Origin of the sequence: Palleronia marisminoris (assembly GCF_900172315.1) — a bacterium.
In the GTDB taxonomy this organism is placed as follows: domain Bacteria; phylum Pseudomonadota; class Alphaproteobacteria; order Rhodobacterales; family Rhodobacteraceae; genus Palleronia; species Palleronia marisminoris.
On sequence record NZ_FWFV01000011.1, the window covers coordinates 35,319 to 60,926 of the forward strand.

Annotated in this window: 25 protein-coding genes, 2 tRNA genes, 1 other RNA gene and 2 riboswitches; of the genes, 17 read left to right on the top strand and 11 right to left on the bottom strand. The window is 67.6% G+C overall.

Annotated elements, in window-relative coordinates; genetic code table 11:
- The first annotated feature begins 138 nt into the window (after positions 1 to 138).
- Positions 139 to 759, top strand: a complete 621-nt coding sequence (gene parA, locus PAM7066_RS15750) for a ParA family partition ATPase (protein ID WP_085855183.1) — start codon at positions 139 to 141, stop codon at positions 757 to 759.
- Here parA and PAM7066_RS15755 read toward each other — a convergent pair.
- On the bottom strand, positions 745 to 930 hold the full coding sequence (locus PAM7066_RS15755; protein WP_085855184.1) for a hypothetical protein: 186 nt from the start codon (positions 928 to 930) through the stop codon (positions 745 to 747). The two genes, parA and PAM7066_RS15755, sit on opposite strands and share 15 nt — an antisense overlap.
- A gap of 503 nt (positions 931 to 1,433) precedes the next feature.
- On the opposite strand from PAM7066_RS15755, the gene PAM7066_RS15760 reads away from it, so the two are divergent.
- Positions 1,434 to 1,640, top strand: coding sequence for a cold-shock protein (locus PAM7066_RS15760; RefSeq protein WP_085855185.1), 207 nt, complete (start codon positions 1,434 to 1,436; stop codon positions 1,638 to 1,640).
- A gap of 203 nt (positions 1,641 to 1,843) precedes the next feature.
- On the opposite strand, the gene ettA is transcribed toward PAM7066_RS15760, so the two are convergent.
- The 5 genes from ettA to PAM7066_RS15785 all read right to left on the bottom strand — a co-directional run bounded on the left by ettA (position 1,844) and on the right by PAM7066_RS15785 (position 7,840).
- Positions 1,844 to 3,499 carry an energy-dependent translational throttle protein EttA gene (gene ettA / locus PAM7066_RS15765; protein WP_085855186.1) on the bottom strand — a complete coding sequence of 552 codons (1,656 nt, stop codon included), beginning with the start codon at positions 3,497 to 3,499 and terminating at the stop codon, positions 1,844 to 1,846.
- A gap of 78 nt (positions 3,500 to 3,577) precedes the next feature.
- Entirely contained in the window at positions 3,578 to 4,615 is a 1,038-nt protein-coding gene (locus PAM7066_RS15770) for a succinylglutamate desuccinylase/aspartoacylase family protein (protein ID WP_085855187.1), read from the bottom strand.
- A 3-nt stretch (positions 4,616 to 4,618) separates the two neighbouring features.
- Entirely contained in the window at positions 4,619 to 5,170 is a 552-nt protein-coding gene (locus PAM7066_RS15775) for a lysozyme inhibitor LprI family protein (protein ID WP_139215036.1), read from the bottom strand.
- Positions 5,170 to 6,963 carry a gamma-glutamyltransferase gene (gene ggt / locus PAM7066_RS15780; RefSeq protein ID WP_085855189.1) on the bottom strand — a complete coding sequence of 598 codons (1,794 nt, stop codon included), beginning with the start codon at positions 6,961 to 6,963 and terminating at the stop codon, positions 5,170 to 5,172. The genes PAM7066_RS15775 and ggt overlap by 1 nt, the downstream gene beginning before the upstream one ends.
- A gap of 61 nt (positions 6,964 to 7,024) precedes the next feature.
- Positions 7,025 to 7,840, bottom strand: coding sequence for an MBL fold metallo-hydrolase (locus PAM7066_RS15785; protein ID WP_085855190.1), 816 nt, complete (start codon positions 7,838 to 7,840; stop codon positions 7,025 to 7,027).
- A gap of 101 nt (positions 7,841 to 7,941) precedes the next feature.
- Here PAM7066_RS15785 and PAM7066_RS15790 point away from each other — a divergent pair, with 101 nt between their 5' ends.
- The 8 genes from PAM7066_RS15790 to rpmG all read left to right on the top strand — a co-directional run bounded on the left by PAM7066_RS15790 (position 7,942) and on the right by rpmG (position 13,378).
- On the top strand, positions 7,942 to 8,409 hold the full coding sequence (locus PAM7066_RS15790) for an MOSC domain-containing protein (RefSeq protein WP_085855191.1): 468 nt from the start codon (positions 7,942 to 7,944) through the stop codon (positions 8,407 to 8,409).
- Positions 8,410 to 8,464: 55 nt separating this feature from the next.
- Complete coding sequence (locus PAM7066_RS15795) at positions 8,465 to 9,115, top strand: hypothetical protein (RefSeq protein ID WP_085855192.1); 651 nt, start codon at positions 8,465 to 8,467, stop codon at positions 9,113 to 9,115.
- Between the two features lie 33 nt (positions 9,116 to 9,148).
- Positions 9,149 to 9,436, top strand: a complete 288-nt coding sequence (gatC, locus tag PAM7066_RS15800; RefSeq protein ID WP_085855193.1) for an Asp-tRNA(Asn)/Glu-tRNA(Gln) amidotransferase subunit GatC — start codon at positions 9,149 to 9,151, stop codon at positions 9,434 to 9,436.
- Between the two features lie 46 nt (positions 9,437 to 9,482).
- Positions 9,483 to 10,961: an Asp-tRNA(Asn)/Glu-tRNA(Gln) amidotransferase subunit GatA gene (gene gatA, locus PAM7066_RS15805; RefSeq protein WP_085855194.1), complete on the top strand. Its 1,479-nt coding sequence runs from the start codon at positions 9,483 to 9,485 to the stop codon at positions 10,959 to 10,961.
- Positions 10,962 to 11,007: 46 nt separating this feature from the next.
- Positions 11,008 to 11,775 carry a hypothetical protein gene (locus PAM7066_RS15810; RefSeq protein ID WP_085855195.1) on the top strand — a complete coding sequence of 256 codons (768 nt, stop codon included), beginning with the start codon at positions 11,008 to 11,010 and terminating at the stop codon, positions 11,773 to 11,775.
- A gap of 193 nt (positions 11,776 to 11,968) precedes the next feature.
- Positions 11,969 to 12,355: RNase P RNA component class A (rnpB, locus tag PAM7066_RS15815), an RNA gene on the top strand.
- 324 nt (positions 12,356 to 12,679) lie between these two features.
- On the top strand, positions 12,680 to 13,117 hold the full coding sequence (locus PAM7066_RS15820) for a PAS domain S-box protein (protein ID WP_175484700.1): 438 nt from the start codon (positions 12,680 to 12,682) through the stop codon (positions 13,115 to 13,117).
- A gap of 93 nt (positions 13,118 to 13,210) precedes the next feature.
- Complete coding sequence (gene rpmG / locus PAM7066_RS15825) at positions 13,211 to 13,378, top strand: 50S ribosomal protein L33 (protein ID WP_085855197.1); 168 nt, start codon at positions 13,211 to 13,213, stop codon at positions 13,376 to 13,378.
- Positions 13,379 to 13,441: 63 nt separating this feature from the next.
- Here rpmG and PAM7066_RS15830 read toward each other — a convergent pair whose 3' ends face one another.
- Complete coding sequence (locus PAM7066_RS15830; protein ID WP_085855198.1) at positions 13,442 to 13,846, bottom strand: metallopeptidase family protein; 405 nt, start codon at positions 13,844 to 13,846, stop codon at positions 13,442 to 13,444.
- A 102-nt stretch (positions 13,847 to 13,948) separates the two neighbouring features.
- On the opposite strand from PAM7066_RS15830, the gene gltX reads away from it, so the two are divergent.
- Positions 13,949 to 15,271 carry a glutamate--tRNA ligase gene (gltX, locus tag PAM7066_RS15835; RefSeq protein ID WP_085855199.1) on the top strand — a complete coding sequence of 441 codons (1,323 nt, stop codon included), beginning with the start codon at positions 13,949 to 13,951 and terminating at the stop codon, positions 15,269 to 15,271.
- Between the two features lie 12 nt (positions 15,272 to 15,283).
- Here the strand turns inward: gltX and PAM7066_RS15840 are convergent, their stop codons facing one another.
- Complete coding sequence (locus tag PAM7066_RS15840; RefSeq protein ID WP_085855200.1) at positions 15,284 to 15,874, bottom strand: gamma-glutamylcyclotransferase family protein; 591 nt, start codon at positions 15,872 to 15,874, stop codon at positions 15,284 to 15,286.
- A 71-nt stretch (positions 15,875 to 15,945) separates the two neighbouring features.
- Positions 15,946 to 16,036, top strand: a riboswitch (glycine riboswitch).
- Between the two features lie 3 nt (positions 16,037 to 16,039).
- Positions 16,040 to 16,099: riboswitch (glycine riboswitch) on the top strand.
- Positions 16,100 to 16,146: 47 nt separating this feature from the next.
- Here PAM7066_RS15840 and gcvT point away from each other — a divergent pair.
- The 3 genes from gcvT to gcvP all read left to right on the top strand — a co-directional run bounded on the left by gcvT (position 16,147) and on the right by gcvP (position 20,536).
- A complete protein-coding gene (gcvT, locus tag PAM7066_RS15845; protein WP_085855223.1) occupies positions 16,147 to 17,259 on the top strand; it encodes a glycine cleavage system aminomethyltransferase GcvT in 1,113 nt (370 codons plus the stop codon).
- 10 nt (positions 17,260 to 17,269) lie between these two features.
- Positions 17,270 to 17,635, top strand: a complete 366-nt coding sequence (gene gcvH / locus PAM7066_RS15850) for a glycine cleavage system protein GcvH (protein ID WP_085855201.1) — start codon at positions 17,270 to 17,272, stop codon at positions 17,633 to 17,635.
- Positions 17,636 to 17,707: 72 nt separating this feature from the next.
- Positions 17,708 to 20,536, top strand: coding sequence for an aminomethyl-transferring glycine dehydrogenase (gcvP, locus tag PAM7066_RS15855; protein ID WP_085855202.1), 2,829 nt, complete (start codon positions 17,708 to 17,710; stop codon positions 20,534 to 20,536).
- Between the two features lie 6 nt (positions 20,537 to 20,542).
- Here the strand turns inward: gcvP and PAM7066_RS15860 are convergent, their stop codons facing one another.
- Positions 20,543 to 21,805: a DUF2254 domain-containing protein gene (locus PAM7066_RS15860; protein ID WP_175484701.1), complete on the bottom strand. Its 1,263-nt coding sequence runs from the start codon at positions 21,803 to 21,805 to the stop codon at positions 20,543 to 20,545.
- A 92-nt stretch (positions 21,806 to 21,897) separates the two neighbouring features.
- Between PAM7066_RS15860 and PAM7066_RS15865 the strand changes: the two genes are divergently transcribed.
- Together PAM7066_RS15865 and PAM7066_RS15870 are read left to right on the top strand one after the other, a co-directional pair.
- A tRNA-Ala gene (locus tag PAM7066_RS15865) sits at positions 21,898 to 21,973 on the top strand.
- Positions 21,974 to 22,040: 67 nt separating this feature from the next.
- Positions 22,041 to 23,090 (top strand): dipeptidase, encoded by a 1,050-nt coding sequence (locus PAM7066_RS15870; RefSeq protein ID WP_085855224.1) that lies wholly within the window; start codon positions 22,041 to 22,043, stop codon positions 23,088 to 23,090.
- A 3-nt stretch (positions 23,091 to 23,093) separates the two neighbouring features.
- Here the strand turns inward: PAM7066_RS15870 and rimO are convergent, their stop codons facing one another.
- On the bottom strand, positions 23,094 to 24,473 hold the full coding sequence (rimO, locus tag PAM7066_RS15875) for a 30S ribosomal protein S12 methylthiotransferase RimO (protein WP_085855204.1): 1,380 nt from the start codon (positions 24,471 to 24,473) through the stop codon (positions 23,094 to 23,096).
- A 135-nt stretch (positions 24,474 to 24,608) separates the two neighbouring features.
- Here rimO and PAM7066_RS15880 point away from each other — a divergent pair, with 135 nt between their 5' ends.
- Entirely contained in the window at positions 24,609 to 25,082 is a 474-nt protein-coding gene (locus PAM7066_RS15880) for a lytic transglycosylase domain-containing protein (RefSeq protein ID WP_085855225.1), read from the top strand.
- 116 nt (positions 25,083 to 25,198) lie between these two features.
- Here the strand turns inward: PAM7066_RS15880 and PAM7066_RS15885 are convergent.
- Positions 25,199 to 25,275: transfer RNA gene (locus tag PAM7066_RS15885), tRNA-Met, on the bottom strand.
- Positions 25,276 to 25,608: the final 333 nt, after the last annotated feature.

Sequence of the window (25,608 nt, forward strand, 5' to 3'; positions counted from 1 at the left end):
TGTGTTCGTGGTCGGGACAGAGAGTGGCAATCCCGCAGCCGGCCCACAAGGGTCGAGATCCGTCTCGGCAAGGTGCCGCGCGAGCGTTGCGCCGTTTCGCGCCCTCGCCTACGGTGCGCCAGGCTTCGGAGGGCGAGCATGGGACAGGTCATCACGGTCGCGCAGCAGAAAGGCGGCAGTGGCAAGACTACCGTTGCGGTGAACCTTGCGGTGGCGTTCGCCCGTGCTGGTCACGAGATCGCGGTGCTCGACACCGATCCACAGGGCTCGATGGGGCACTGGTTCATGACTCGCGACGAGGCCGGCGATCCGGGGATGGAGTTCGGCACGGCCAGCGCCTGGGGCGCAGGTTACGAGTGCAAGAAGATGCGCAAGTCCTGCGATTACGTCATCGTGGACACGCCGCCCAAGGTCGACAGCGACCTGCGCCCCGTCCTGCGCGAGAGCTCGCTGGTGATCGTGCCGGTGGCGACGAGCCAGGTGGACCTCTGGGCGCTCGATTCGATCCTCGAGCTGGCCGAGCGGCTGGATGTCCCGGCGCTGGTGGTGCTCAATCGATTCAAGGCGGGCACGCGGGTGTCGGAGGATGTGGTCAAGGCGCTGGACGAGCGGGGCGTGTCGCGCGCTGCGGCTGTTCTGGGCAACCGGGTGGTCTATGCGGAGAGCCTCGGGATAGGCAAAGGCGTTCTGGAAATGGGACGCGGTGCCTGGACCGCCGAGATCGAGGCCTTGCGCGACGAAGTTTCAGGCCTCGTCTAGCTCGCCGTCGTCCCCGTGAGTGCCGCGAAGGGCCAGCAGGAAGAGGCCAAAGCTGACCGCCGTGACGTAGACGCAGAGCCAGGTAAGCACCGCGAAGTTTCCCAAGTAGAAGGCGACGGCTGCGACCGGCAATGCAAGGCAGAGGCTGGTGAACAATGCGATGATCAACATGAGACGTCCTCCGAACTGAGACGATTGAGCCACATTTGTCCACGAATGGGAAGTCAGAACTTTACCTAGGGTTGCATTTGCATGTGACGGGAACGTGACGCCCGGTCCGGCGTTGGATGGGTGAAGCAAGAGAATGGAGATTCCAGATGCTTGGACGACTTCTCCGCCGAATCCTTGGTGGTGGCCGCCGTCGCTCGACACGCGGGCACGGCAGTCCCAAAGGCCAAATGGCGAAGGGCGCAGCGCGCGCAGCCAAGAAACGGCTGTAAGACGCATGACCGGTTCGGAAGGGCGCGAGCACATCGTTCGCGCTCTTCTGCTTGCGCGGGCAAAGTATGAAAAAAGTGTGGACCGGACCGGCGAAATATGCGATTAGGGTCTCGCAGACACCTCAATCGATACCCTGTCTTCCTTTCCGGACAGTGCAGCACTTTCGATCATGGCACGTTTCGCCACTCTGTTGCACTTACGCGAACAGGCCACTTACGACAGGAGATCTCACGATGGCAACTGGCACCGTGAAATGGTTCAACCCCACCAAAGGCTTCGGCTTCATCCAGCCCGATTCGGGCGGCAAGGACGTGTTCGTGCACATCTCGGCCGTCGAGCGTTCGGGTCTGACCGGCCTCGCCGACAACCAGAAAGTTCAGTACGAGCTGGAATCCGGCCGTGACGGCCGTGAGTCCGCTTCGAACCTCGAGCTGCTCTGAGCTAAACCGGGTGCCGACCGAGACCCATTAGGGTGCTCGCCGTAGACCGATCTAGAATTACGAAAGGGGCGCGAACGGCCGTTCGCGCCCCTTTTCCATTCGCAGTAGGTTCTGCGCACTCAAGGCAGCGCAACTGCCGATTCGCTTCCGGCGACTGACGGACGACGGGCTGGAAACCAGCAGGGCCGTCGTCCGCGTGGCCCTTACCTTGTGAACTTCTTGTGCTTCACGCGGGTGGGGCGCACGGCATCCTCACCCAGGCGCCGCACCTTGTCTTCCTCGTAGGCCGCGAAGTTGCCTTCGAACCATTCGACGTGGGCGTTGCCCTCGAAGGCAAGGATGTGCGTGCAGAGGCGGTCGAGGAAGAACCGGTCGTGGGAGATGATGACCGCGCAACCGGCGTAATCTTCCAGTGCGTCTTCGAGTGCCCGCAGCGTTTCCACGTCGAGGTCGTTGGTCGGCTCGTCGAGGAGAAGGACGTTGCCACCGGATTTCAGCAGTTTCGCCATGTGGACGCGGTTGCGCTCACCACCCGAGCAGAGGCCGACCTTCTGCTGCTGGGTGCTGCCCTTGAAGTTGAACGCGCCGCAATATGCGCGGGAGTTCATCTGCGCGTCACCAAGGTCGATGACCTCGCCGCCTCCCGAGATTTCTTCCCAAACCGTCTTCTCGGGATCCAGCGCGTCGCGGGACTGATCCACGTAGGACAGCTGCACCGTGTTGCCCCAGTCGATCTTGCCCTGGTCGGGCTGGTCCTGGCCCGTGAGGCAGCGGAAGAGCGACGTCTTGCCGGCGCCGTTGGGGCCGATCACGCCGACGATGCCGCCCGGCGGAAGCTGGAAGGACAGCGTGTCGATCAGCAGGTTGTTGCCTTTGACCAGGCGCAGATCCTCGACCTCGAGCACCTTGCTTCCCAGCCGCTCGCCGTTGGGGATGACGATCTGGGCGTTGGCGATGCGCTCGCGCACGGATTGCCCGGCAAGCTGTTCGTAGGCCGCGATCCGGGCCTTGGACTTGGCCTGACGGGCCTTGGCGCCCTGCCGGATCCAGTCGAGTTCGCGCGACAGGGTCTTTTGCTTGGCCTTGTCCTCGCGGGCTTCCTGTTCCAGCCGCTTGGCCTTCTGGTCGAGCCAGGCGGAATAGTTGCCCTCGTAGGGGATGCCGCGGCCACGGTCGATCTCGAGGATCCAGCCGGTGATCTCGTCGAGGAAGTAGCGGTCGTGGGTGACGATCAGGATCGTGCCCTTGTAGTCGATCAGGTGTTGCTGGAGCCAACCGATCGTCTCGGCGTCGAGGTGGTTGGTCGGTTCGTCCAGAAGCAGCATTTCCGGCGCTTCGAGCAGCAGCTGGCAAAGCGCGACACGGCGCTTTTCACCGCCAGAAAGACTGTCGATCTGGGCGTCGTCGGGAGGGCAGCGCAGGGCCTCCATCGCGATGTTGATCTGGGTGTCGAGGTCCCACAGGTTCTCGGCGTCGATCTCGTCCTGGAGGCGCGCCATCTCGTCGGCGGTCTCGTCCGAGTAGTTCATCGCCAGCTCGTTGAACCGGTCGAGCTTGGCCTGCTGCTTTGCCACCCCGATCATCACGTTGCCGCGCACGTCGAGCGCGGGGTCAAGCTCGGGCTCCTGTGGCAGGTAGCCGACGCGGGTGCCTTCGGCGTGCCAGGCCTCGCCCGAGAAGTCCTTGTCGATTCCGGCCATGATCTTGAGCAGCGTGGACTTGCCCGAGCCGTTCACGCCGACGACGCCGATCTTCACGCCGGGCAGGAAGTTCAGCTTGATGTTCTCGAACAGCTTCTTGCCGCCGGGGATGGTCTTGGAGACGCCGTCCATATGATAGACGAACTGATAGGCAGCCATGGGTCGCTCCGATACAAGGGTTGGGGCCCATATAGTCGTGCCTGCCATGCACGCAAACCGCTTTTCGGGGCGGGCGTCCTACAGGATCTCGTCCTCGTCGAACATCGGATCGGCTTCAAGCTCGGCCGCGAGGCGGGTGAGGCGGTCTTCGGTATCGCCGGTGGGAACCTCGGCGATATGGTAGACCGCGTCGCCTTCGTTCGCGACCGGCATGGTGGCGCGGCCGAGGATGACGCCGGGGCCGGGGGCCGTTAATTCGATCTCGATCCGGCCGAGGGGGTCGGACACGATGGCGAGTGTCTGGCCTTTGGTCACCGTCTCGCCCACCTCGCGGAAGAGGCGCAATAGGCCGCCCGCCGGCGCGCGGACCCAGCCCGAGCCGGCGGCCACGATCGGTTGGGCGCCACGTTTCGGCAGGCCCTTCTGCGGGATCATGCCGAGGCTGTGCATCACGCGCAGGCAGCCCGTCACGCCGATCCGGGCCGACATCTCGTCGAAGCGCAGCGCCTCGCCGGCCTCGTAGAGCAGCACGTCCACACCGGCCTCGCGGGCGGCGGCGCGTAGGGACCCGTCGCGCAGCTTGGCGCGGATCATCACCGGCGCACCGAAATCGCGGGCGAGGTCCAGCGTGCGCCGGGACGAGGCCGAGACGCGGATCTGCGGCAGGTTCGTGCGGTGCATCGCCGCCGAGTGCAGGTCGATGCCGAGGTCGGAGCGCTTCACGATCTCGGTCATGAAGAGATGCGCGAGGCGCGAGGCCAGCGATCCGCCCTCGCTGCCGGGAAAACAGCGGTTCAGGTCGCGGCGGTCGGGCAGGTAGCGGTTGTGGTTCAGGAAGCCGAACGTGTTGACGATGGGCACGATCAGAAGCGTGCCGCGCAGGGACGACAGCTGCGGCGCGTTGAGCAGGCGGCGGACGATCTCGACCCCGATGATCTCGTCCCCGTGAACCGCGGCCGAGACGAAGAGGGTCGGGCCCTCGCGCTTGCCGTGGACGACATGGACGGTCAGCGATGCCGGGGTGTGGTCGGACATGACCGACACCGGCAGTTCGACGCTGCGCGCGGTTCCGGGGGCGACCGATTGGCCGCCGATTTCGAACGGGTCACGGGCCATGGGTTATTCGCGCGTCCGGGCGATGGCGCCGAGCGTGGCGAACCGGTCGAGATAGGAGTCCTCGATACAGACGGCGTCGGTGCCGCAGGAGTCGCGCCGGGACAACCATCCGTCGGGGCCGGGGGCGTTGTCGAGCGTGTCCGACAGATGCTGGAGCGCCGCGTCGTAATCCGCGAGCCGGGGCGTGCCACAGATCGTCTGCTCCGTGGCGGACAGGCCGCCTGTGTCGCACCAGGGGCGCAGGCGGGGGCGGTCGCCGATCCCGGCAAGCTCGCGCATCTCGAAGATGCGCGCGTCGTAGCTGTCGGTCAGGCAGGCGACGTTGCTGCCGCAGGCGTTGCGCGAGGCGAGCCAGTTGTCCCGTCTGACCGTGGTCCCCGCGCGGCCGTCGAGCCTGCCCCACAGGCGGTTCACGGCCCGGTCGCGCCATTGCAGCGCGGGGGTCGTGCAGATCGTGCGTTCGGCCGTGTTGAGGCTGCTGGCTCCGCACCAGTCCGGCGTCTGGGCCGCTGCGGGGCCGGCCGCGAGCGCGGCAAGAAGGACGAAGGCGCGCATCATTGGCCGACTGCAACCCCTTCGCGCCGCGGATCGGCACCGCCGCGCAAACCGTCCTCGGTGATCTCGATGGCGTGGAGGCCCGAGGTCAGCTCGGTGATGCTGGTCTCGTAGCCCATCTCTTGCAGGGCGCCTTGGGCTTCGGCCATGTCGGTGCCTTCTTCGAGGTCGTAGGTGCCGAAGCGGTTGACGGCGTGAGGCGCGCCGAGGGCCTGCTGGATGTTCATGCCGAAGTCGACGTGGTTCACGATGGCCTGCGCCACGTAGCCGATGATGCGCGACCCGCCGGGGGAGCCGATGGCGAGGACCGGCGCGTCGCCCTGCATCACGATGGTGGGTGCCATGGACGAGCGGGGGCGCTTGCCGGGCTCGACCCGGTTGGCGATGGGGTCACCGTCCTCGTGGGTGGCGAAGGAGAAGTCCGTCAGCTCGTTGTTCAGAAGGAAGCCGCCCGGCGCCATCAGCCGCGAGCCGAAGCCGTTCTCGATGGTGGTGGTCATCGAGAGGACGTTGCCCTCTGCGTCGACGATCGAGATGTGCGAGGTCGAGGGGAATTCGATCGACTGGTCGGTGCCCCACTCCATTGCGTGGGACCATTCGGGCGCGCCGGGCGAGACCTCTTGCAGAGCTTCGGCGCCGCCCATGAGGCCCGACCGGCTTTCAAGGTAGGCCGGTGCGACGAGGCCTTCGGTCGGCATCGGAACGAAGTCGCTGTCGGCCATGTATTCGCCCCGGTCCGCGAAGGCGAGGCGCGAGGCTTCGCCGAGCAGCAACAGGAATTCGGGGTCCTGCGGCCCCATCTCGGACAGGTCGAACGTGTCGAGCATCCCGAGGATCTGCCCCACGGTCAGCGCGCCCGAAGACGGCGGCCCCATCCCGCAGACGTCGCGGTCGCGATAGGCGGCGCAGACGGCGGGGCGTTCCTTGACGTCGTAGATCGCGAGATCGACCAGGTCCAGGACGCCCGGATTGCCCTCGGCCCCCGTCACGGTGTCCACGATTCCCTGCGCGATCTCGCCGGTGTAGAAGGCGCGGGCGCCGTCCTGAGCCAGGGTCTCGAGCGTGTCGGCATAGGCGGTGTTGGTCAGCATGTCGCCGGCGGCAATGGGGGTGCCGTTCGGGTAGAAGTAGTCGGCCGTGCTCTGGAAGCGGGTCAGGCGGTCCTGATCCTCGGCCACCAGCGAGGCCAGGCGGGGCGAGACGGCGAAGCCCTCGCGCGCGTGGGTGATCGCATCATCGAAGAGGTCGGCCCAGTCCAGGTTGCCCCATTTGTCATGCGCTTCCTGCATCAGCGCCGGAGTCCCAGGCGTGCCGACAGAGCGTCCGCCGACAACGGCATCGTAGAACTCGAGCGGCTCTCCGTTCTCGTTCAGGAACAGTTGTGGCGTGGCGGCCAGCGGCGCCGTCTCGCGCCCGTCGAGGGTGGTCAGCTCGCCGGTTTCGGCGTCGTACCAGACGAGGAATGCGCCGCCGCCGAGGCCCGATGATTGCGGCTCGACCAGTCCCAGCACGGTCTGGACGGCGACCATCGAGTCGGCGGCCGAGCCGCCCTGTTCCAGCACCTTGGCCCCGGCCTCGACCGCGAGCGGATTCGCGGCGGCGACCATCCAGTCCTGCGCTTCGGTGGGGTTGCCGTTTGCCTTGGCCTCGAGGGCCCGCTGCACGCGGTCGGGCAGGTCGTCGAAGGCTGTTGCGGTGCTGTCGGCGGCGCCTTCGGGGACGATGGCGTCCGCGACATCCTGCGCGGCCACGGGGGTGGCGGTCAAAAGAAGGGCGGTCAGGATCCGTTGCATCGCGCGCTCTCCGCTGGGGTGTGGGTGGTGAAGAGGTGGGGCGGCAGGGCGCCGCGGCAAGTCAGGTGTCGTGGGTGTAGGTGAGCGGCGCGAGGCGGTAGCCTTCGCTCGCGCGCTCGACCACGCCGGCACCGGGGAAGGGGATGTGACTGCCGAGGATCCGCGTGCCGTCCGTGGCCAGCCGGTCGAGCAGGGTCGTGCGGGTCGTGCGGGCGGCGTCGATGTCCACGTCGAACCTCGTGCCGACATCGGGATTGGCAAGCTGCACCGGCGCGATGTGGACGATGTCGGCCCACAGGAGCATCGTGGCCGCGCCGTCCGTGATCTCGAGCCCCGAGTGGCCCGGCGTATGGCCTGGAAGGGGCAGGGCGCGCAGGCCGGGGGCGATGTCGGCCTCGCCCGCGAAGGTCTCGTGCTCGTAGGCGGCAAGGACGCGCCGGGCGAGGTCGCTTTCGGTGAAGTGGTCCTTGTCGGCCTGGTGGACGCGCAGCTCGGCCCTGGGGAAGCGGGGGGCGTCGCCGTCCATCAGCCCCGCGATGTGGTCGCCGTGAAGATGCGTGACGAAGACCGTGTCGATGTCGTCGGCGGCGAATCCGGCAGCCTTCAGGTTGTCCGGCACGCGGCCGGTCTGGTCGCCCGTCTTGCCGCCGACACCGGCATCCACGAGGACCGTGCGACCGCCCGTCTCGATCACGTAGGCGTTGAGGCCGGACCGCCAGGTCTGCGGATCGGCGTGGTGCAGGCGCAGGAGGCGGGCGTATTCGGCCTCGTCGATCCCCTTGAGGTGATCGAGGCCCAGCGGCAGGGGGCCGTCGGACAGGACGGTGATGCGGATGTCGCCCACATGCAGGCGTTGCGCGTCGGGTAGGCGGGGCATGGTGCGGTCCTTGTCGTGAGGCGTCTTCCGGAAGGGATAGATCGTCGCATCCCCGCGGAAAGCCTTTGACCCGCGCCGGGGGTGCAACACCTGTGGCAGAGATGGAGACGATGCGGGACATGATGGCGCGCCACGCGCAGGCCGGACGGGTGACGTGGATCGGGCTGCGTCCCGCGCGGCGCGCGGGGATGCAGCCCGTCGCGGCGGCCGAGATCGGCGCGGCGGGGCTGGAGGGTGATCACGGGCGCCCGGGCAAGCGGGCCGTCACCCTGATCCAGGCCGAGCATCTGCCCGTCATCGCCGGGATGTTGGGGCGCGACGCGGTGGCGCCCGAGGATCTGCGCCGGAACCTTATCGTGGCGGGAATCAACCTTGGCGCGTTGCGCGGGGTCGAGATCCGGGTGGGCGGCGCGCGCCTGTTGATCGAGACGCTCTGCGCGCCCTGTTCGCGGATGGAGGAGACCTTCGGTCACGGCGGCTACAACGCGGTGCGCGGGCATGGCGGCTGGTGCGCGCGGGTTCTCGAAGGCGGTCGGGTGGCGCTGGGCGACGGCGTGGTGCCGCATTGAAGCGGGGTCGGGGGCAGGGCAGACTCGGCCTGACACGCAACCCGCGGGGATGGTGATGGACTGGACGGCCCAGGTGGACGGCTACTGCGAACGGTTGGGGCCGGGCCTGTTGGCCGAGCCTGCGAACGCGCTGACGAACCTCGCCTTCATCGCGGTGGCCTTGTGGCTGTGGCCCAAGGCGCGCGGGGTGGAGCGTCTGCTGTGCCTTCTGCTGCTCGCCATCGGGGTGGGCTCGGGGCTGTTCCACACCTATGCCACGGGCTGGGCCGCGGTGGCCGACACGGTGCCGATCCTGCTGTATATCCTCGTCTACATCTACGCCGCGAACCTGCGCGTCGTGGGGCTGCCGGTTTGGCGGGCACTCGCGGGGGTGGCGGTGGCGCTGCCAGTCCTGATCCTGGGCGGGCGGATTTTTGCGATGATCCCGGGATTCGACGTCTCGGCCTTCTACTGGCCGGTGCCGGTGCTGATCGCGGGCTATGCGCTCTGGGCGTGGCGCCGGGTGCCGCAGGTCGCGCGGGGCTGGGCGATCGGGGCGGGGATACTGGTGCTGTCGCTGGTGGCGAGGTCGGTGGACGAGGCGCTGTGTCCGGTCTGGGGCGTGGGCACGCATTTCGCGTGGCACCTCTTGAACGCGGCGATGCTGGGCTGGATGATCACGGTCCTGAGCCGTCACCGGCTTGAACCGGACCGGGCCGGGCGGTAAAGCGCGGCTCGCGACCCTGATCGGAGGCACCCCATGTCCATCGACATCGACCAGGCGGCTCATGTCGCCAAGCTGGCGCGTATCCGCGTCGAAAAGGACGACCTGCCGGCGCTGGCGGAAGAGTTCAACACCATCCTCGGCTTCATCGAGCAGCTGCAGGAGGTGGATGTCGAGGGCGTCGAGCCCATGACGAGCGTGACCCCCCAGCGGCTGCGGCGGCGCGAAGATGTCGTCACCGATGGCGGCCAGCAGGACAAGGTCCTGTCCAACGCGCCCGACGCGCGCGAGGGGTTCTTCGCCGTGCCGAAGGTCGTCGAGTAAGGCCCGTAATGCGTATCCAGCGAAACACTGACGGGCGGGGAGTCCGATGACAAAGCTCAACGAGATGACCATCGCCGGGGCGCGTGACCTGCTGGCAAAGGGCGAGATCACCAGCGTCGCGCTGACCGAAGCCTGCCTGTCGGCCATCGACGGCGCCGGCGCGCTGAACGCCTTCGTCCACAAGACGCCCGAGATTGCCATGCAGCAGGCCGAGGCGGCCGATGCGCGCCCGGCCGAGGAACGGGCGTCGCTGAACGGCATCCCGCTGGGGGTCAAGGACCTGTTCTGCACCAAGGGCGTGCCGAGCCAGGCAGCGAGCCGGATCCTCGAAGGGTTCAAGCCGGAATACGAATCGACCGTGACATCGAAGCTGTGGGGCGCGGGCGCGGTGATGCTGGGCAAGCTGAACATGGACGAGTTCGCCATGGGGTCGTCGAACGAGACCAGCGTCTATGGCGACGCGGTGAACCCGTGGCGCGATGGCGACAGCAACCTGACGCCAGGCGGGTCCTCGGGCGGGTCAGCCTCGGCCGTGGCTGCGGACCTGTGCCTTGGCGCGACGGGTACCGACACCGGCGGCTCGATCCGGCAGCCTGCCGCCCTGACCGGGACGGTGGGACTGAAGCCGACCTATGGACGCTGCTCGCGCTGGGGGATCGTGGCCTTTGCCTCGTCGCTGGACCAGGCCGGCCCGATGACCAAAGACGTGCGCGACGCGGCGATCCTTCTGCGGGCCATGGCCGGGCACGATCCGCTCGATTCGACCAGCATCGAGAGCGCCGTTCCCGATTTCGAGGCCGCGCTGACCGGCGACATCAAGGGCAAGACCATCGGCCTTCCCAAGGAATACCGAGTCGACGGGATGCCCGCCGAGATCGACGCGTTGTGGGCGCAGGGTCGCGAGATGCTGCAGGACGCGGGCGCCAAGGTGGTGGATGTGAGCCTGCCGCACACGAAATATGCCCTGCCGACCTACTATGTCATCGCGCCGGCCGAGGCCTCGTCGAACCTGGCGCGCTATGACGGCGTGCGCTTCGGCCGCCGGGCGGGCCTGAACCAGGGCGACGGCATCACCGACATGTATGAGAAGACCCGCGCCGAGGGCTTCGGCGACGAGGTCAAGCGCCGGATCATGGTCGGCACCTACGTGCTGTCGGCGGGCTTCTACGACGCCTACTACAACCGCGCGCGCAAGGTCCGCACCCTCATCAAGCGCGACTTCGACGAGGTCTTCGCGGGCGGCGTCGATGCGATCCTGACACCCACGACGCCCTCGGCCGCGTTCCCGCTGGGGTCGATGGCGGATGCCGACCCGGTGCAGATGTATCTCAACGACGTGTTCACGGTGACGGTGAACCTGGCCGGTCTGCCGGGCATCAGCGTGCCTGCCGGGCAGGATGCCAAGGGCCTGCCGCTGGGGCTGCAGCTGATCGGGCGGCCGTTCGAAGAGGGCGATTTGCTGAACCTTGCTTACGCGCTGGAGGATCGTGCCGGTTTTGTGGCCAAACCCCCGCGTTGGTGGTAAGAGACCCGCGCTTCCGATGTCCGGGAGCGATCCGAGCAGGCGTGCCATGACCCAGTTTCTTCGACCGATCGTGCTCCTTCTGGCCCTCGCGGGGTGCGCGGGAACCGTCCCCGACAGCAACCCGGCCGTGGCGCCGGGGCAGGTGGATATCGGCCGCGGCGTCGGCTTCGGCGACTACCAGAGCTACGAGGCCGCGCGCCTGCAGCGTGACGCGGACCTGTCCGGCAGTAGCGCCTCGACCGGGCCGGTCGCGACCCCGCCCGAGGGCGGCAACATGCTGTCAGGCAACGTGATCTCGGCGAGCGAACTGCGGGCCGCCGGCCTGCCGAGCGGTCAGAGCACAGGGCTGCCCGACAGTGGCACCGTCGAGGCCGCGGCGCTGCCCGCCGCGACCGCCCCGGTGACGCCGGCGCGCACCAGCAACCCCGGCATTTCGGACGAACAAAGCTTCGAGGCGGTGTCCTCGCGAGAGACCATCGAATCCGACGCCGAACGTCTGGCTCGCAACCGCGCGCAGTACCAGGTCGTGCAACCTGAGGCCGTGCCGCAGCGCACAGGGGCCGAGGGGCCGAACATCGTGCAATACGCGCTTGCGACCACGAACCAGAAGGGCCAGCCGATCTATCGCCGCGGCGGCCTGTTCGCCGAACGACGTTTCGCCCAGGCCTGCGCGACTTACCCGTCGCCCGACCTGGCTCAGCAAGCCTTCCTGGCCGAGGGGGGCCCCGAGCGGGACCGTCTTGGCGTCGACCCGGACGGCGACGGCTTCGCCTGCGCCTGGGATCCGGCACCGTTCCGGGCGGCGCAGGGCTGATCGCCGGGCGCCTCCGAACCGGGGTCTGCGCCGCGGCGGCGTGCCGCCTGACCTCGTGGTGCTTCATGCCAACGACATGGACGATCCCGACGCGCTGCTGTTGCGCTGCGGCTGAGGCATCGGCTCTGGTCGCCGGGGCTGGCCCGTCAGGCAGAGATTGACCGGCGGGGTGTGACCGCCTAACTGGGCGCGCGCGGATGACCGGGTGGCCGCCTCGAACCCATGGGTTCGGGGAGGAAAGTCCGGACTCCAGGAAGTAACGGTGCCGGGTAACGCCCGGGCGGGGAACGGCGGGGCAACCTGCCGGGAACCCGACGGAAAGCGCCACAGAAAACAGACCGCCCCCGCAGGCCGGGGGTAAGGGTGAAACGGTGGGGTAAGAGCCCACCGGGGGGGCGGCAACGTCCTCCGCATGGCAAGCCCCACCGGGAGCAATGCCGAATAGGGGTCCCATCGGCCGCTTCCGCCAGGGACCCGGGTTGGCAGCTCGAGCCCGTCGGCAACGGCGGGCCCAGATGAATGGCCACCACCCGGCTTGAATGGCCGGGGACAGAATCCGGCTTACAGGTCGTCCGCGCATCACCACCCGGGCTGTCGGGGACACGTCGCTGACGCCGATGCTGCGCATGGCGAAGTCAGGTTGCGGGGCGTGAGGAAGGGAGGCGCCGACGCTGAATTTCCGAACCTTCCGGCCAACTCAGGCCGCAGGCCAGGCGCTCGCCGAAGTCGCAATCGCGGGCGCATTCCCAAGCCTGGTCTCGGGGCCCCGGGCGGTATGTGGGTGGGTCGGTGTCGGCTTGAGGGCTTGCCCAACCAGTCGACAAAGCACCTGTGGAAAGTCCTTGATGCTGCCGCTACGTCATCGGATATACACCTTCTGATTGTAATGCAGTTCGAGAGAATCATGCGGCTACCGCGACAGGCATATGCTGGCTACGACGAGGAATGGCTCATCGATGACCTCGCCGGCTGCACTCCCGTAGTGACCTTGGGTTTCCTGCGCCGCTCGCCTCATGCGGTCAAACTCGTGGATCGTAACGGGAGCATTCTGTATCTCAACGAAAACGCCATGGCCTTCTACGGGGTCGAAGCCGTGGACGAGGCTGTCGGCAAGCTTTGGTGGGACCTGGTGCGGCCGCAGCTTCGTCACACCTTGCGCAACGTGGTGACCCGCGCCGGGCTGGGCGAGAACGTGCGGGTGACCGTGGACCGGCAGGACGCCCAGGGGCGAGACTTCTCGACCGAAATCGTCGCGACCCCGGTGCGCTGCCGTGCCATGAGCGTAAGCAAGCTGCTGGTGGTTTCGCCCATTATCTCGACCGACGGCAAGATTGGCGGTTGACAGCGCGGGTGCTGCGCGTAGAAGGCGGGTTCAGATTTTTGAACGGACGTTGTCGTCCGGGGCGGCGCGGCTGCCCGACCGAGGAGAGAGAGCATGGCGAAACCGACCACGATCAAGATCCGCCTGAACTCGACGGCGGATACTGGGCACTTCTACGTGACCAAGAAGAATGCGCGCACGATGACCGAGAAGATGTCGATCCGGAAATTCGATCCCGTTGCGCGCAAGCACGTCGAATACAAGGAAGGCAAGATCAAGTAATCTTGCTACCTTCAGCGAATACATGACGCCGTCCCTCGGGGCGGCGTTTTCGTTTGCGAGTGCCTATTCCCACCAGCGGTCGATGGTGGCGATATCGCCGTCCGACCAGCCGAAATGGTGGGCAAGCTCGTGCACGTAAACGTGGCTGATCAGGTTGCCGAGCGTGATGTCGCCGCGCTCGGCCCACTCGTCCAGGATCGGCCGGCGGAACAGCCATATGGTGTCCGGCCCGTGCGGCTGGTCGAAGGACGATTTCTCGATCAGCGGGATGCCCTCGTAGAGGCCGGTCAGGCCGAAGGGGTCCTCGATCTCCATCGCGTCGAGAAGGGCGTCGGACGCGAAATCCTCGACCCGTAGCGCGACGTCCATGGCGGGACGCCGGAAGTCGGGCGGCAGCCCGTCGCGGGCGGCGAGGGCCAGGGCTTCGATATCGGCAAGGTCGGGTGCGGTCAGGCTGGCGTTGTCCATCGGGGCCCATATGGTCGGCCAAGTTGGGGCGGCAAGGTCTCGACACTCGACAAGCGGGTGCGGTCATGCGACGAGACGGCCGTTCCAGCAAGGCCCGATCCCATGACCGTCACCCGTTTCGCCCCGTCGCCCACCGGCTATCTGCATATCGGCAACCTGCGCACCGCGCTGTTCAACTGGCTGATCGCGCGCAAGGCGGGGGGCACCTTCATCCTGCGCCTCGACGATACCGACCCGGTCCGGTCCAAGCAGGAATACGTGGACGGGATCATGGAGGACCTGGATTGGCTCGGTCTGACCTGGGACCGGGTGGAGCGTCAGTCCGAGCGGCTCGAGCGCTATACCGAGGCCGCAGAGCAGCTGCGCGAAGCGGGCCGCTTCTACGAGGCCTTCGAGACGCCGACCGAGCTGGACCTCAAGCGCAAGAAGCAACTGAACATGGGGCGCCCGCCGGTCTATGACCGTGCCGCGCTGGGTCTCGACGAGGCGCAGAAGGAGCGTCTGCGCGCCGAGCGCGGCGCCGGTGTGTGGCGCTTCAAGCTCGATCACGAGCGGATCGCGTGGGAGGACGGCATCCTCGGCGAGGTCTCGATCGACGCGGCCAGCGTCTCGGACCCAGTGCTGATCCGCGGCGACGGGCAGGTGCTTTATACGCTCGCATCGGTGGTGGACGATACGGAGATGGGCGTGACCGACGTGGTGCGTGGGTCTGATCACGTCACCAACACCGCAACGCAGATCCAGATCATGGCCGCCCTGGGTCACGGGCATCCGAGTTTCGCGCACCACTCGCTGCTGACGGGGCCGCAGGGCGAGGCGCTGTCGAAGCGCCTTGGCGTGCTGTCCCTGCGGGATTTGCGGGCGCAGGGGATCGAGCCGATGGCGATCCTGTCGCTGATGGCGCGGCTCGGCTCGTCCGAACCGGTCGAGCTGCGGACGACCCATGACGAGCTGATCGAGGGATTCGACATCACCAAGTTCGGCTCCGCCCCGACGAAATTCGATGCGGACGACCTGAAGCCGCTGAGCGCGCGGGTCGTGGCGGCCAAGCCCTACGAGGCGGTCGCGGAGGACCTGAGCGAGATCGGCGTCCCGGACGAGATCGCCCCCGACTTCTGGTCGGTGGTGCGCGAGAACCTGGACCGCCCCGAGGACCTTGCCGCGTGGTGGGCGCTGTTCCGCGACGGCCCGGGCGAGGCTGAGGTCGCCGAAGAGGATCGCGACTTCATCGCCGAGGCGATGGCGCTGTTGCCGACGCATCCCTACGACGGCGAGACTTGGGGGCAGTGGACCTCGGCGGTGAAGGACAAGACCGGCCGCAAGGGCAAGGGGCTGTTCATGCCGCTGCGCCAGGCCGTCACGGGGATGAGCCGCGGCCCCGAGATGGCGCAGGTCATGCCGCTATTCCGCGTTCCGCTGCGCTAGGTTGCTGCCCCTTCAGGGGGCGGCGTCGTGCCCCAGGCGGGTTCTGGCGGCATCCATGCGCTCGACGGCAAGCTCATCCAGCCAGCGATCGACCAGCCGCGTCTCGGGCGCGGAAAGGTCCTGCGCCCGGGGGTAGAGCGGGGCGCCGCGGTCGTCCGCCACGGGCAGGTGCCAGTTGTCGGTCGTCTCGAAGAAGCGGGCGACGCCGGCCTCGCCAAATTCCGTCAGGAAGCCCTGCACCACCACGTCGAGATAGCTCAGCAGGATCGGGCAGCTGTCGAGGTCGTCCTCGCGCGGCGGGATCGAATAGACCGCGACCTCGGGCGCCGGCTCCATCGCGTGGCGCACGGCGTCGGCCGGAAGGCGGTCGTAGCCGGCCTCGCGCTGGTCGAGCGCGGCCCAGTCGTTGCCGGGCACGGGCGCGATCAGGCCGTCGATCTCGGACCCTGCGACGGGGCGGGCGGTCAGGAAGGCGGCAGGTCGAAGTGCCGTCGCCCGCCACTCGCGCCGCCAGCCGGGCAGGGTCGCGCGGTGGGCCGGAGTGTAGACATGGGTGCGGCGGTTCACGAGGCTGCCGTAGCCGAAGAAATAGGGGTCGGACATGCCCCTTGGTTTCAGGGGAAACGCGGCGCTGTGCAAGGGCATTGCGGCGCGCCTCGGGCTGTGGCAGCGTGCCGCTGCGCGATGGGAGAATCCGGCCACATGCCGGTGCCGAAGGAGCAAACGCCCCGTTAAACTCTCAGGCAAAGGGACCTCGCGCGTCAAAAACTCTGGAGAGACCCCGAATGGGGCGCCGAAGGGATAGCGATCTCAGGCGACAGGACAGAGGGGGCAGACGGAGCGGGGGGATCCTCGCGCGGATGCCGGAGGGGTTGATGACGGAACTGTTGCGCACGCCGCTTTACGGGCTGCACGACGCGCTGGGGGGCAAGATGGTCCCCTTCGCCGGGTACGAGATGCCCGTGCAATACCCGATAGGCGTCATGAAGGAACACGTCGCTTGCCGCACGGGCGCGGGCCTGTTCGACGTGAGCCACATGGGGCAGATTTCGATCCGCCACCCTGATGGCCCGGACGCTGCGGCGGCTGCGCTGGAGCGGCTGATGCCGCAGGACGTGATCGGACTGAAGGCGGGGCGGCAGCGCTACGGGCTGTTGCTGGGCGACAATGGCGGGATCCTCGACGACCTGATGGTGGCGCGGCGCGACGAGGACCTGTTCCTTGTGGTGAACGCGGCCAACAAGGTGGCGGATCTGGCGTTGCTTCGTGACGGCCTGCCCGAGTGCGAGGTCACCTCGATTGATCGGGCGCTGATCGCGCTTCAAGGCCCGGCCGCCGAGGCGGCGTTGGAGGCGGTCGCAGGCGGCGCGGCAGAAATGTCGTTCATGGATGTCGCGACGCTGGACAGTGCGTTCGGGCCGCTCTGGGTCTCGCGCTCGGGCTACACCGGCGAAGACGGGTTCGAGATCTCGGTGGAGGCCGATCAGGCCGAAGGGCTCGCCCGGGCGCTGCTGGACCAGGATGGCGTCGTCCCGGTGGGGCTGGGCGCGCGCGATTCGCTGAGGCTCGAGGCGGGGCTGTGCCTGCACGGGCAGGACATCGACGCGCATACCTCTCCGGTCGAGGCGAACCTGCTCTGGGCGATCCCCAAGGTCCGGCGGCAGGGCGGTGACCGCGCCGGCGGTTTCCCGGGGGCCGAGCGGGTTCTGGCCGAGATCGAGGGCGCGCCGACGCGCCTGCGCGTGGGGTTGCTGCCCGAAGGCCGGGCACCGATGCGCGCCGGCGTCGAACTTTTCAGCGGCGACAGGGCTGTGGGGCGAATTGCGTCGGGCGGCTTCGGGCCGTCGGTCGAGCACCCGATCGCCATGGGATACGTAGATATCGATCACGCGGGGCTGGGGACGAGGCTCGAAGGGGAACTTCGGGGTCGCCGGTTGCCTGTTGAGGTCACGGGCCTTCCATTCCGGCCCGCAACGTACAAGCGGTAAGGAGAGAGCCGTGAAATTTACCGAAGAACACGAATGGCTGCGTCCCGAAGAGGATGAAGAAAACGTCGTGACCGTCGGCATCACCGAATACGCCGCCGAGCAGCTGGGCGACATTGTGTTCGTCGAGCTTCCGGAAGAGGGCACCACGGTCGTCAAGGAGGACGACGTCGTGGTGATCGAAAGCGTCAAGGCGGCGTCGGACATCATGGCGCCGGTCGATGGCGAGATCGTCGAGGTAAACTCGGCGCTCGAGGAGAATCCGGGCCTCGTCAACGAGGATCCGCTGGGTGCCGGCTGGTTCTTCAAGATCAGGGTCGAGGACATGAGCGCGCTGGACGAGTTCATGGACGAGGCCGCCTACAAGAAGTTCATCTGACCGGGGCACCCCCCGATCATGCGTGTTTCGACCACGGGCGAAGGACAGGGATCTTCGCCAGCGAGGACCCCGATGCCGTTTCAAGCGACCGACTACGACCCTTACGACTTCGCCAATCGTCGCCATATCGGCCCCTCGCCCGCTGAGATGGAGGGGATGTTCCGCACGCTGGACGTGCCGGATCTCGACACGCTGGTGGACGAGACGGTGCCCGCCGCGATCCGGCAGGAAAGGCCGCTGGACCTCGGCCCGCCCCTGACCGAGCGCACCCTTCTGTGGGAGCTGCGGCAGATCGCCGATCGCAACGTCGTCGCCCAGTCGATGATCGGGCAGGGCTTCCACGGCACGGTCACGCCGCCCGCGATCCAGCGCAACATCCTCGAGAACCCGGCCTGGTACACCGCCTACACGCCCTACCAGCCCGAGATCAGCCAGGGCCGCTTGGAGGCGCTGCTGAATTTCCAGACGATGATCTGCGATCTAACGGGGCTGGAGGTGGCGAACGCCTCGCTTCTGGACGAGGCGACAGCGGCGGCCGAGGCCGTGACCATGGCACAGCGCTTGGCGAAATCGAAAGCACGCGCCGTCTTCGTGGATGAAGGATGCCACCCGCAGAATATCGAGGTGATCCGCACCCGCTGCGCGCCGCTGGGGATCGAGGTGATCGTGGACGCGCCCGAGGCGCTGGACCCGGCGGCGGTTTTCGCCGCGATCTTCCAGTACCCGGGCACCCACGGCACGGTGCGCGACTTCGCGCCCGAAATCGCGGCGCTGCACGAGAACAACGCCCTGGGCGTCGTCATCGCTGACCCGCTGGCGCTGACCCTGCTGCGCGAGCCGGGAGCGATGGGGGCCGACATCGCCGTGGGCTCGACCCAGCGCTTCGGGGTGCCGATGGGCTATGGCGGGCCTCACGCCGCCTACATGGCGTGCCGTGATCAGATGAAGCGCGCCATGCCGGGCCGCATCGTCGGCGTGTCGAAGGACGCGCGGGGCAACAAGGCCTACCGCCTGTCCCTTCAAACCCGCGAGCAGCATATCCGGCGCGAGAAGGCGACCTCGAACGTGTGCACCGCGCAGGCGCTTCTGGCGGTGATGGCGGGCTTTTACGCTGTCTTCCACGGCCCCGCCGGACTGAAGGCTATCGCGCAGCGCATTCACCTCAAGACCGCGCGGATCGCCGATGCGCTGGGGCGGGCGGGCTATGCGGTCGGGCCTGCCGGCTTCTTCGACACGCTGACCATCGAGTGCGGCGCCCTGCGCGAGGTCATCTTCAGCGCCGCCGCGGATCGGGGCATCAACCTGCGCCGCGTAGGTCCCACGCGCATCGGCCTGTCGCTGGACGAAACCACCCGCGACGAGACGCTGGAGAGCCTGCTTCAGGCGTTCGGTGTGGACGATCTGCCTGCCGACGCGCCCCACGGCCTGCCCGAGGATCTGCTGCGCACCAGCGACTACCTGACCCACCCGGTCTTCCACATGAACCGGGCCGAGACCGAGATGATGCGCTACATGCGCCGCCTTGCCGACCGCGACCTCGCGCTCGACCGGGCTATGATTCCGCTGGGCTCCTGCACGATGAAGCTGAACGCCGCGGCCGAGATGGCGGCGATCACATGGCCCGAATTTGCCGAGATGCACCCCTTCGCCCCTGCAGACCAAGCGCAGGGATATACCGACCTGATCGACGACCTGTCGGATCGCCTGTGCCGGATCACGGGGTTCGACGCCATGTCGATGCAGCCCAATTCCGGCGCGCAGGGAGAGTATGCGGGCCTTCTTGCGATCCGCAGCTGGCACTCCAGCCGCGGGGACGAGGGGCGCGACGTCTGCCTGATCCCGGTGAACGCGCACGGGACGAACCCGGCGTCGGCGCAGATGGCGGGCATGAAGGTGGTCGCCGTCAAATGCACCGAGCGCGGCGATATCGACCTCGCCGACTTCCGCGCGAAGGCCGAGGCCGCGGGAGGAAGCCTCGCCGCCTGCATGATCACCTACCCCTCGACCCATGGCGTGTTCGAAGAGGGGATCGCCGAAGCCTGCGAGATCACCCACGCCCATGGCGGACAGGTCTACTTCGACGGGGCGAACCTGAACGCGATGGTGGGGCTGGTGAAGCCGGGCGAGATTGGTGCGGATGTCAGCCACCTGAACCTGCACAAGACCTTCTGCATTCCCCATGGCGGCGGTGGCCCCGGAATGGGGCCGATCGGCGTCAAGGCGCACCTTGCCTCGCACCTGCCCGGGCGGGGGAGCGGGTCCGTTTCGGGCGCGCCGTTCGGCTCGGCGTCGATCCTGCCGATCTCGTGGGCCTATTGCCGGCTGATGGGCGGCGAGGGGCTGACACAGGCCACCCGGATCGCGATCCTGAACGCGAACTACATCGCGGAACGGCTCGAGGGGGCATACCGGGTGCTCTACCGCGGCACGAAGGGGCGGGTGGCGCACGAGTGCATCCTCGACATGCGCCCCTTCCAGGACAGTGCCGGGATCACCGTGGACGACATCGCCAAGCGGCTGATGGACAACGGCTTCCACGCCCCGACGATGAGCTTCCCCGTCGCCGGCACCTTGATGGTCGAGCCCACGGAAAGCGAAACCCGGGCCGAACTGGACCGCTTCTGCGACGCCATGCTGTCGATCCGCGAAGAAATCCGCGCGATCGAAGAGGGCCGCTCTGACCGCGATGCCAACCCCCTGAAGCTTGCGCCGCACACGGTCGAGGATCTCGTCGGTGACTGGGAGCGCCCCTACAGCCGCGAGACGGGCTGCTTCCCGGCCGGCTCGTTCCGCGTGGACAAGTACTGGCCGCCGGTGAACCGGGTGGACAACGTCTTCGGCGACCGCAACCTGATCTGCACCTGCCCGCCGATGGAAGACTATGCCGAGGCCGCCGAGTAGCGCGCCCTAGCCCTCCGCATCGATCCGGGGAGCCGGGGCGTGGGCGACGGCATGTTCGGCGATCCGGTCGAAATCGGCGGCCAGCAGAAGGCCGTCGCGCGCATAGCTCAGCCCGCGGGCGCTGAGCTTGTGCGCGCCCCGGGCGACGGCCGGGGCGGGGTGTCGGCCGAGATCCCGCGCTGCCGTCTGGATGGCGTGCGCAACTTCGAAAAATCCACGTCCGTCGCGGGCGATCGGATCCAGAACGGTCTCGACCACTCCGGCAAGATCGAGCGACGGGACATGCACGTTCGGTGCTTCGGGCGTCTCGGCCTCGCGCTCGGGCAGTAGCGACAGCAGCAGGCGCAATAGCCGGCTGGTGGCATAGACAGCGGTGCGGGGGTCATTGATGCCGGGCGACAGGGCGCGTTCGCCGATCTCGGTCAGGATCAGCATGGAGAATACGAGATCCTGCCCGTGCTCGCGTCGGTCGGCGATGGCGACGCAGTCGCGAAAGTCGGCCTCGGCCTCGGGTGCCGCGCCGCTGACCCTAAGCAGCACCTCGCCATGTGCGATCCAGTCGCCGGGTCGCCGGGTGAGGAACACCTTGACCCCATGCTCGTCCGTCAGCTTCGACAGTTCACGCATGGCAATGTTCTGCACGTATCCCGTCGCACTGGCCCGCACCGGCCAAGCATCCGCAGGGATGCCGCGGGGCAGCGCCCGGCCGCCCAGATAGGGCCAGTCGTTCTGCCGATCTATCGAGATCTGCGCGCGGTTCTCGGCCCCACGCATCGTAGCCTCGACCGAGCCCAGGCCGTCCAGGTGCCCGATCCAGCGGAGGATCGCCACGACAACTAGCGCGATCACCCCCACCGTGACCATCGCGATCAACGCCAGCTCGTCGCCGGCGAAGATCCCGACGCTCAGCATGATCTTCAATGCCACCGCATAGACGAAGGCGCCGAGGAACGTCGCAATTACCGTCTGCGTGCGTCCATCCTGTTGGAGCAGGCGATAGGCGCGGGGCGTCGAATTCGCGTCGGCGGCAAGGTGCGCGGTGACCATGATCGACAGCGAGAAGGTCGCGACCGTCAGCATCGAGTTGGTCAGGATGTCGAGAAGGTCGTCGAGGGTGCTGCGGTCGATCTTCACCTTGATCTGGAACGGCAGGTAATGGCCGAGGGGCGCCAGCAGCGCGGCAACCAGGGCAAGCCCGGTGATCAGCGCCGCGCGCACCCAAAGTCGCTGTGAGAACTTTCGGAATTTCCAGAGAACATCGCTGATCATTGCCAGGTTCGAACGCGGCATGATCCTCGATGTTCCACGTGCATCACCGCTTGACACGGCTGGGTCGGTCCTCCATCTAGCGCCGCACGGATGGGGTCGTAGCTCAGTTGGGAGAGCGCGTCGTTCGCAATGACGAGGTCAGGGGTTCGATCCCCCTCGACTCCACCAGATCACCAGCATCGTCAGCGCCCGAATGGGCTTGCACCGGGTCGCCATTGGCGTCACCCATCGCGACATGCGCACACCTCTCGTCTTCGACGGTCACAACGACCTGCTCACCCGCCTTCTCCAAGCTGGCGGCCCCAGCGCTGTGCCCACTTTCGCCAAGTCCGGCCACGGCGCGATTGACGCCGAAAGCGCCCGCAAGGGCGGCTTTGGCGGCGGGTTCTTCGCAATCTGGGTGCCGTCTCCCGTGGACGTGAATGCCAAGATGGCGGCGATGCAGGGCGAAAGCTACGACATGCCACTGCCCGAGATGGTCGCCCGAGGCGAGGCCGATGCCGTCGTCGCGCGGGAAATGGCGATTCTGGGAGAGCTGGAGGCGCAGGGCTTCGTCATCGTCTGCCGCACCGTTGCGGACCTGCGCGAGGCCTTCGGATCCGATCGCCTCGCCGCGATCTGCCACATCGAAGGGGCCGAGGCGCTCAGCCCCGACCTGTCCGAGCTGGACGACCTCTATGCCCAAGGGCTGCGCTCGCTGGGGCCGGTCTGGAGCCGCGAGACCATCTTTGGCCACGGCGTCCCGTTCCGCTTCCCCTCGACCGGCGATATCGGGCCAGGCCTGACCGAGGCGGGGCTGCGGCTGGTGAAGCGGTGCGACGAGTTGGGCATCATGCTCGACCTCAGTCACCTGAACGAGGCCGGGTTCTGGGACGTGGCCCGCACGTCCTCGCGGCCGCTGGTGGCGACGCATTCGGGAGCACACGCCGTCAGCCCGCACGCGCGGAACCTGACCGACAAGCAGCTGGACGCGATCGCGGAGTCTGACGGCATGGTGGGGCTGAACTTCGCCTGCGCGTTCCTGCGGCCTGACGGGAAGATGCGGTCCGATGTCGGCATGGACGTGATGCTGCGCCATCTCGACCACCTGCTCGGGCGGCTGGGCGAGGACCGTGTGGGCCTTGGCTCGGACTATGACGGCGCACTGGTGCCCCAGGCGCTGAGCACTGTCGCGGACCTTCCGGTGCTTCGGCAGGCGATGGTCGATCACGGGTTCGGCGAGGCGCTCGTGGCGAAGATCTGCCACGAGAACTGGTTCCGCGTGCTGGAGAAGAGCTGGGCCTAGGACTTAGACCAGCCGTCCCCACAGGTCGTACTCGCCCGCCTCGTCCACCTCGACCATGACGATCTGACCGGGGGTCAGACCCTCGTGCCCCTCGTCGATGTAGAGGTGCCCGTCGATTTCGGGCGCGTCGCCCTTGGTGCGGCAGGTCGCGGCGTCGTCCTCGACAAGGTCGACGATCGCTTCGACGCGTGTGCCGACCTTGGCTTCGAGCTTAGCCTCGGAGATCGCCTGCGCCTTCTCCATGAAGCGTTCCCACCGCTCTTGCTTGACCTCGGCGGAGACGTGGTCGGGCAGGGCGTTCGAGCGCGCGCCGGCGACGTTCTCGTACTGGAAGCAACCGATCCGGTCGAGCTGCGCCTCGTCGAGCCAGTCGAGCAGCGTCTGGAATTCGGCCTCGGTCTCGCCCGGATAGCCCACGATGAAGGTCGAACGCAGCGTCAGGTCGGGGCAGGCGGCGCGCCAGGCGGCGATCTCGTCCAGCGTCCGCGCGGCGGCGGCGGGGCGGGCCATGCGCTTCAGCACGTCCGGGTGGGCGTGCTGGAACGGGATGTCGAGATACGGCAGAATACCGCCCTCGGCCATCATCGGGACCAGCTCGCGCACATGCGGGTAGGGATAGACGTAGTGCATCCGCACCCAGGCTCCGAGCTGCCCCAGCTCGCGCGCAAGCCCCAGGATCGGCGCCTTCTCGGGACGGTCCGCCCAGTCGGTGCCGTAGGCCGAAGTGTCCTGGCTGATGACGAGAAGCTCAGAAACCCTGGCCTCGACCAGCTTTTCCGCCTCGCGCAGCACCGCCTTCATGGGGCGCGACTGCAGGCGTCCGCGCATGTCGGGGATGATGCAGAACTTGCACTTGTGGTTACAGCCCTCGGAGATCTTGAGGTAGCTGTAGTGCCGCGGCGTCAGGCTGATCCCGCGGGCGGGCAGCAGGTCGATGAACGGATCGGGCGAAGGGGGCACCGCGGCGTGGACGGCGTCCAGCACCTGCTCGTATTGATGAGGGCCGGTGACGGCCAGAACCTTGGGGTGCACGCCGGTGATGTAGTCGGCCTCGGCGCCCAGGCAGCCGGTGACGATGACCCGGCCGTTGGCTTGCAACGCTTCGCCGATCGCGTCGAGGCTTTCGGCCTTGGCGCTGTCGAGGAAGCCGCAGGTGTTCACGATGACCGCGTCCGCCCCGTCGTAATCCGACGAGATGCCGTAGCCCTCGGCCCGAAGCCGCGTCAGGATGCGCTCGCTGTCCACGAGCGCCTTGGGACATCCGAGCGAGACCATGCCGATGGTCGGCTGCCCCGCCCGCCGGTCGGGCGCGGCGGCGTCGAGGTCGCGCGAGAGGCGGGCATTCGCGAGGTCGGGGCGAAGGTTCGGGGGGTTCTGGGACATGGCCGCCCCTTATCCGATCCCCGGGGCGGCGGGAAGCGTGCTCGCGCAGGCGTGTGCCGGAGGCGTTGGCGGAACTTCGCCACCGTTGCGATGGCACCGCTTGCCCGCGGCACGCCTTCGCGCCAAGAGTTTTCCATGATCCGCTCGCTCGCCCTTCTGTTGCTGCTCGCCGCCTGTGCCGCCCCGAACACCGAGGTGACGCGCCGCACGACGGAACTCCATGCGGGCGAGACGCCCCGGATGCGCGCGCTGGTCAACAAATGGGCCGATCAGTACGATATGCCGCGCAGCCTTCTGCACCGCGTCATCCAACGAGAGAGCGACTATCGCCCCGAGGCGCGAAATGGTCCCTATTGGGGCCTCATGCAGGTCTTGCCGCAAACCGCGCGCACCATGGGCCACGACGGCCCGGCCGAGGCGCTGCTCGATCCCGAGACGAATCTTCGATTCGCCGGGCGGTATCTCCGGGGCGCGTGGATGGTCGCGGATGGCGACGAGCATGCAGCGATGATGTGGTACGCAAAGGGCTACTACTACGAAGCCAAGAACCGCTGCCTGCTGCGCGCGACCGGGTTGAACGACCGCGAGACCGCGCGCCACTGCCGCTGATCGGTGGCAGAAACGCCGTGAACACGCGCTGAGAGATCGGGTGGCTGGCCGACTCGCTGCTGCGCGTCCGGGCAGTGATGCTGCATAATGCCCACAGAGCGAAGAATGGAGAAAACTGGTAGCGTGGGGCGGACTTGAACCGCCGACCCCAGCATTATGAGTGCTGTGCTCTAACCAGCTGAGCTACCACGCCGTACCGGTGGCGGACGTATCCTCGCCCGCGCGGGGTGTCAAGCGGCTCGCGCGGGTTGCCGCCGGACGGGTTCGCTCCTCGCAGGAAGCATGACCAAAGTTTCAGGCAGGCGCTCGATGTCACCTCGTCGAGGCCGCGGGGCGGGGCCCGCACGCGCATCCCCCGGCAAGGCATGCCAATGCGCGTGCTCCTGCAAGGTTCGGCGGTCCCCTCGCGACAGAACTGCGCGGATGCTCAGGAAAATCCACCGGGTCGATGCCGCGATGCTCGCCCCTGCCGCCATAGACCTGTCCCTGCACCCAAAGTCGCCATCGGCATACAGGTGTCACGAGG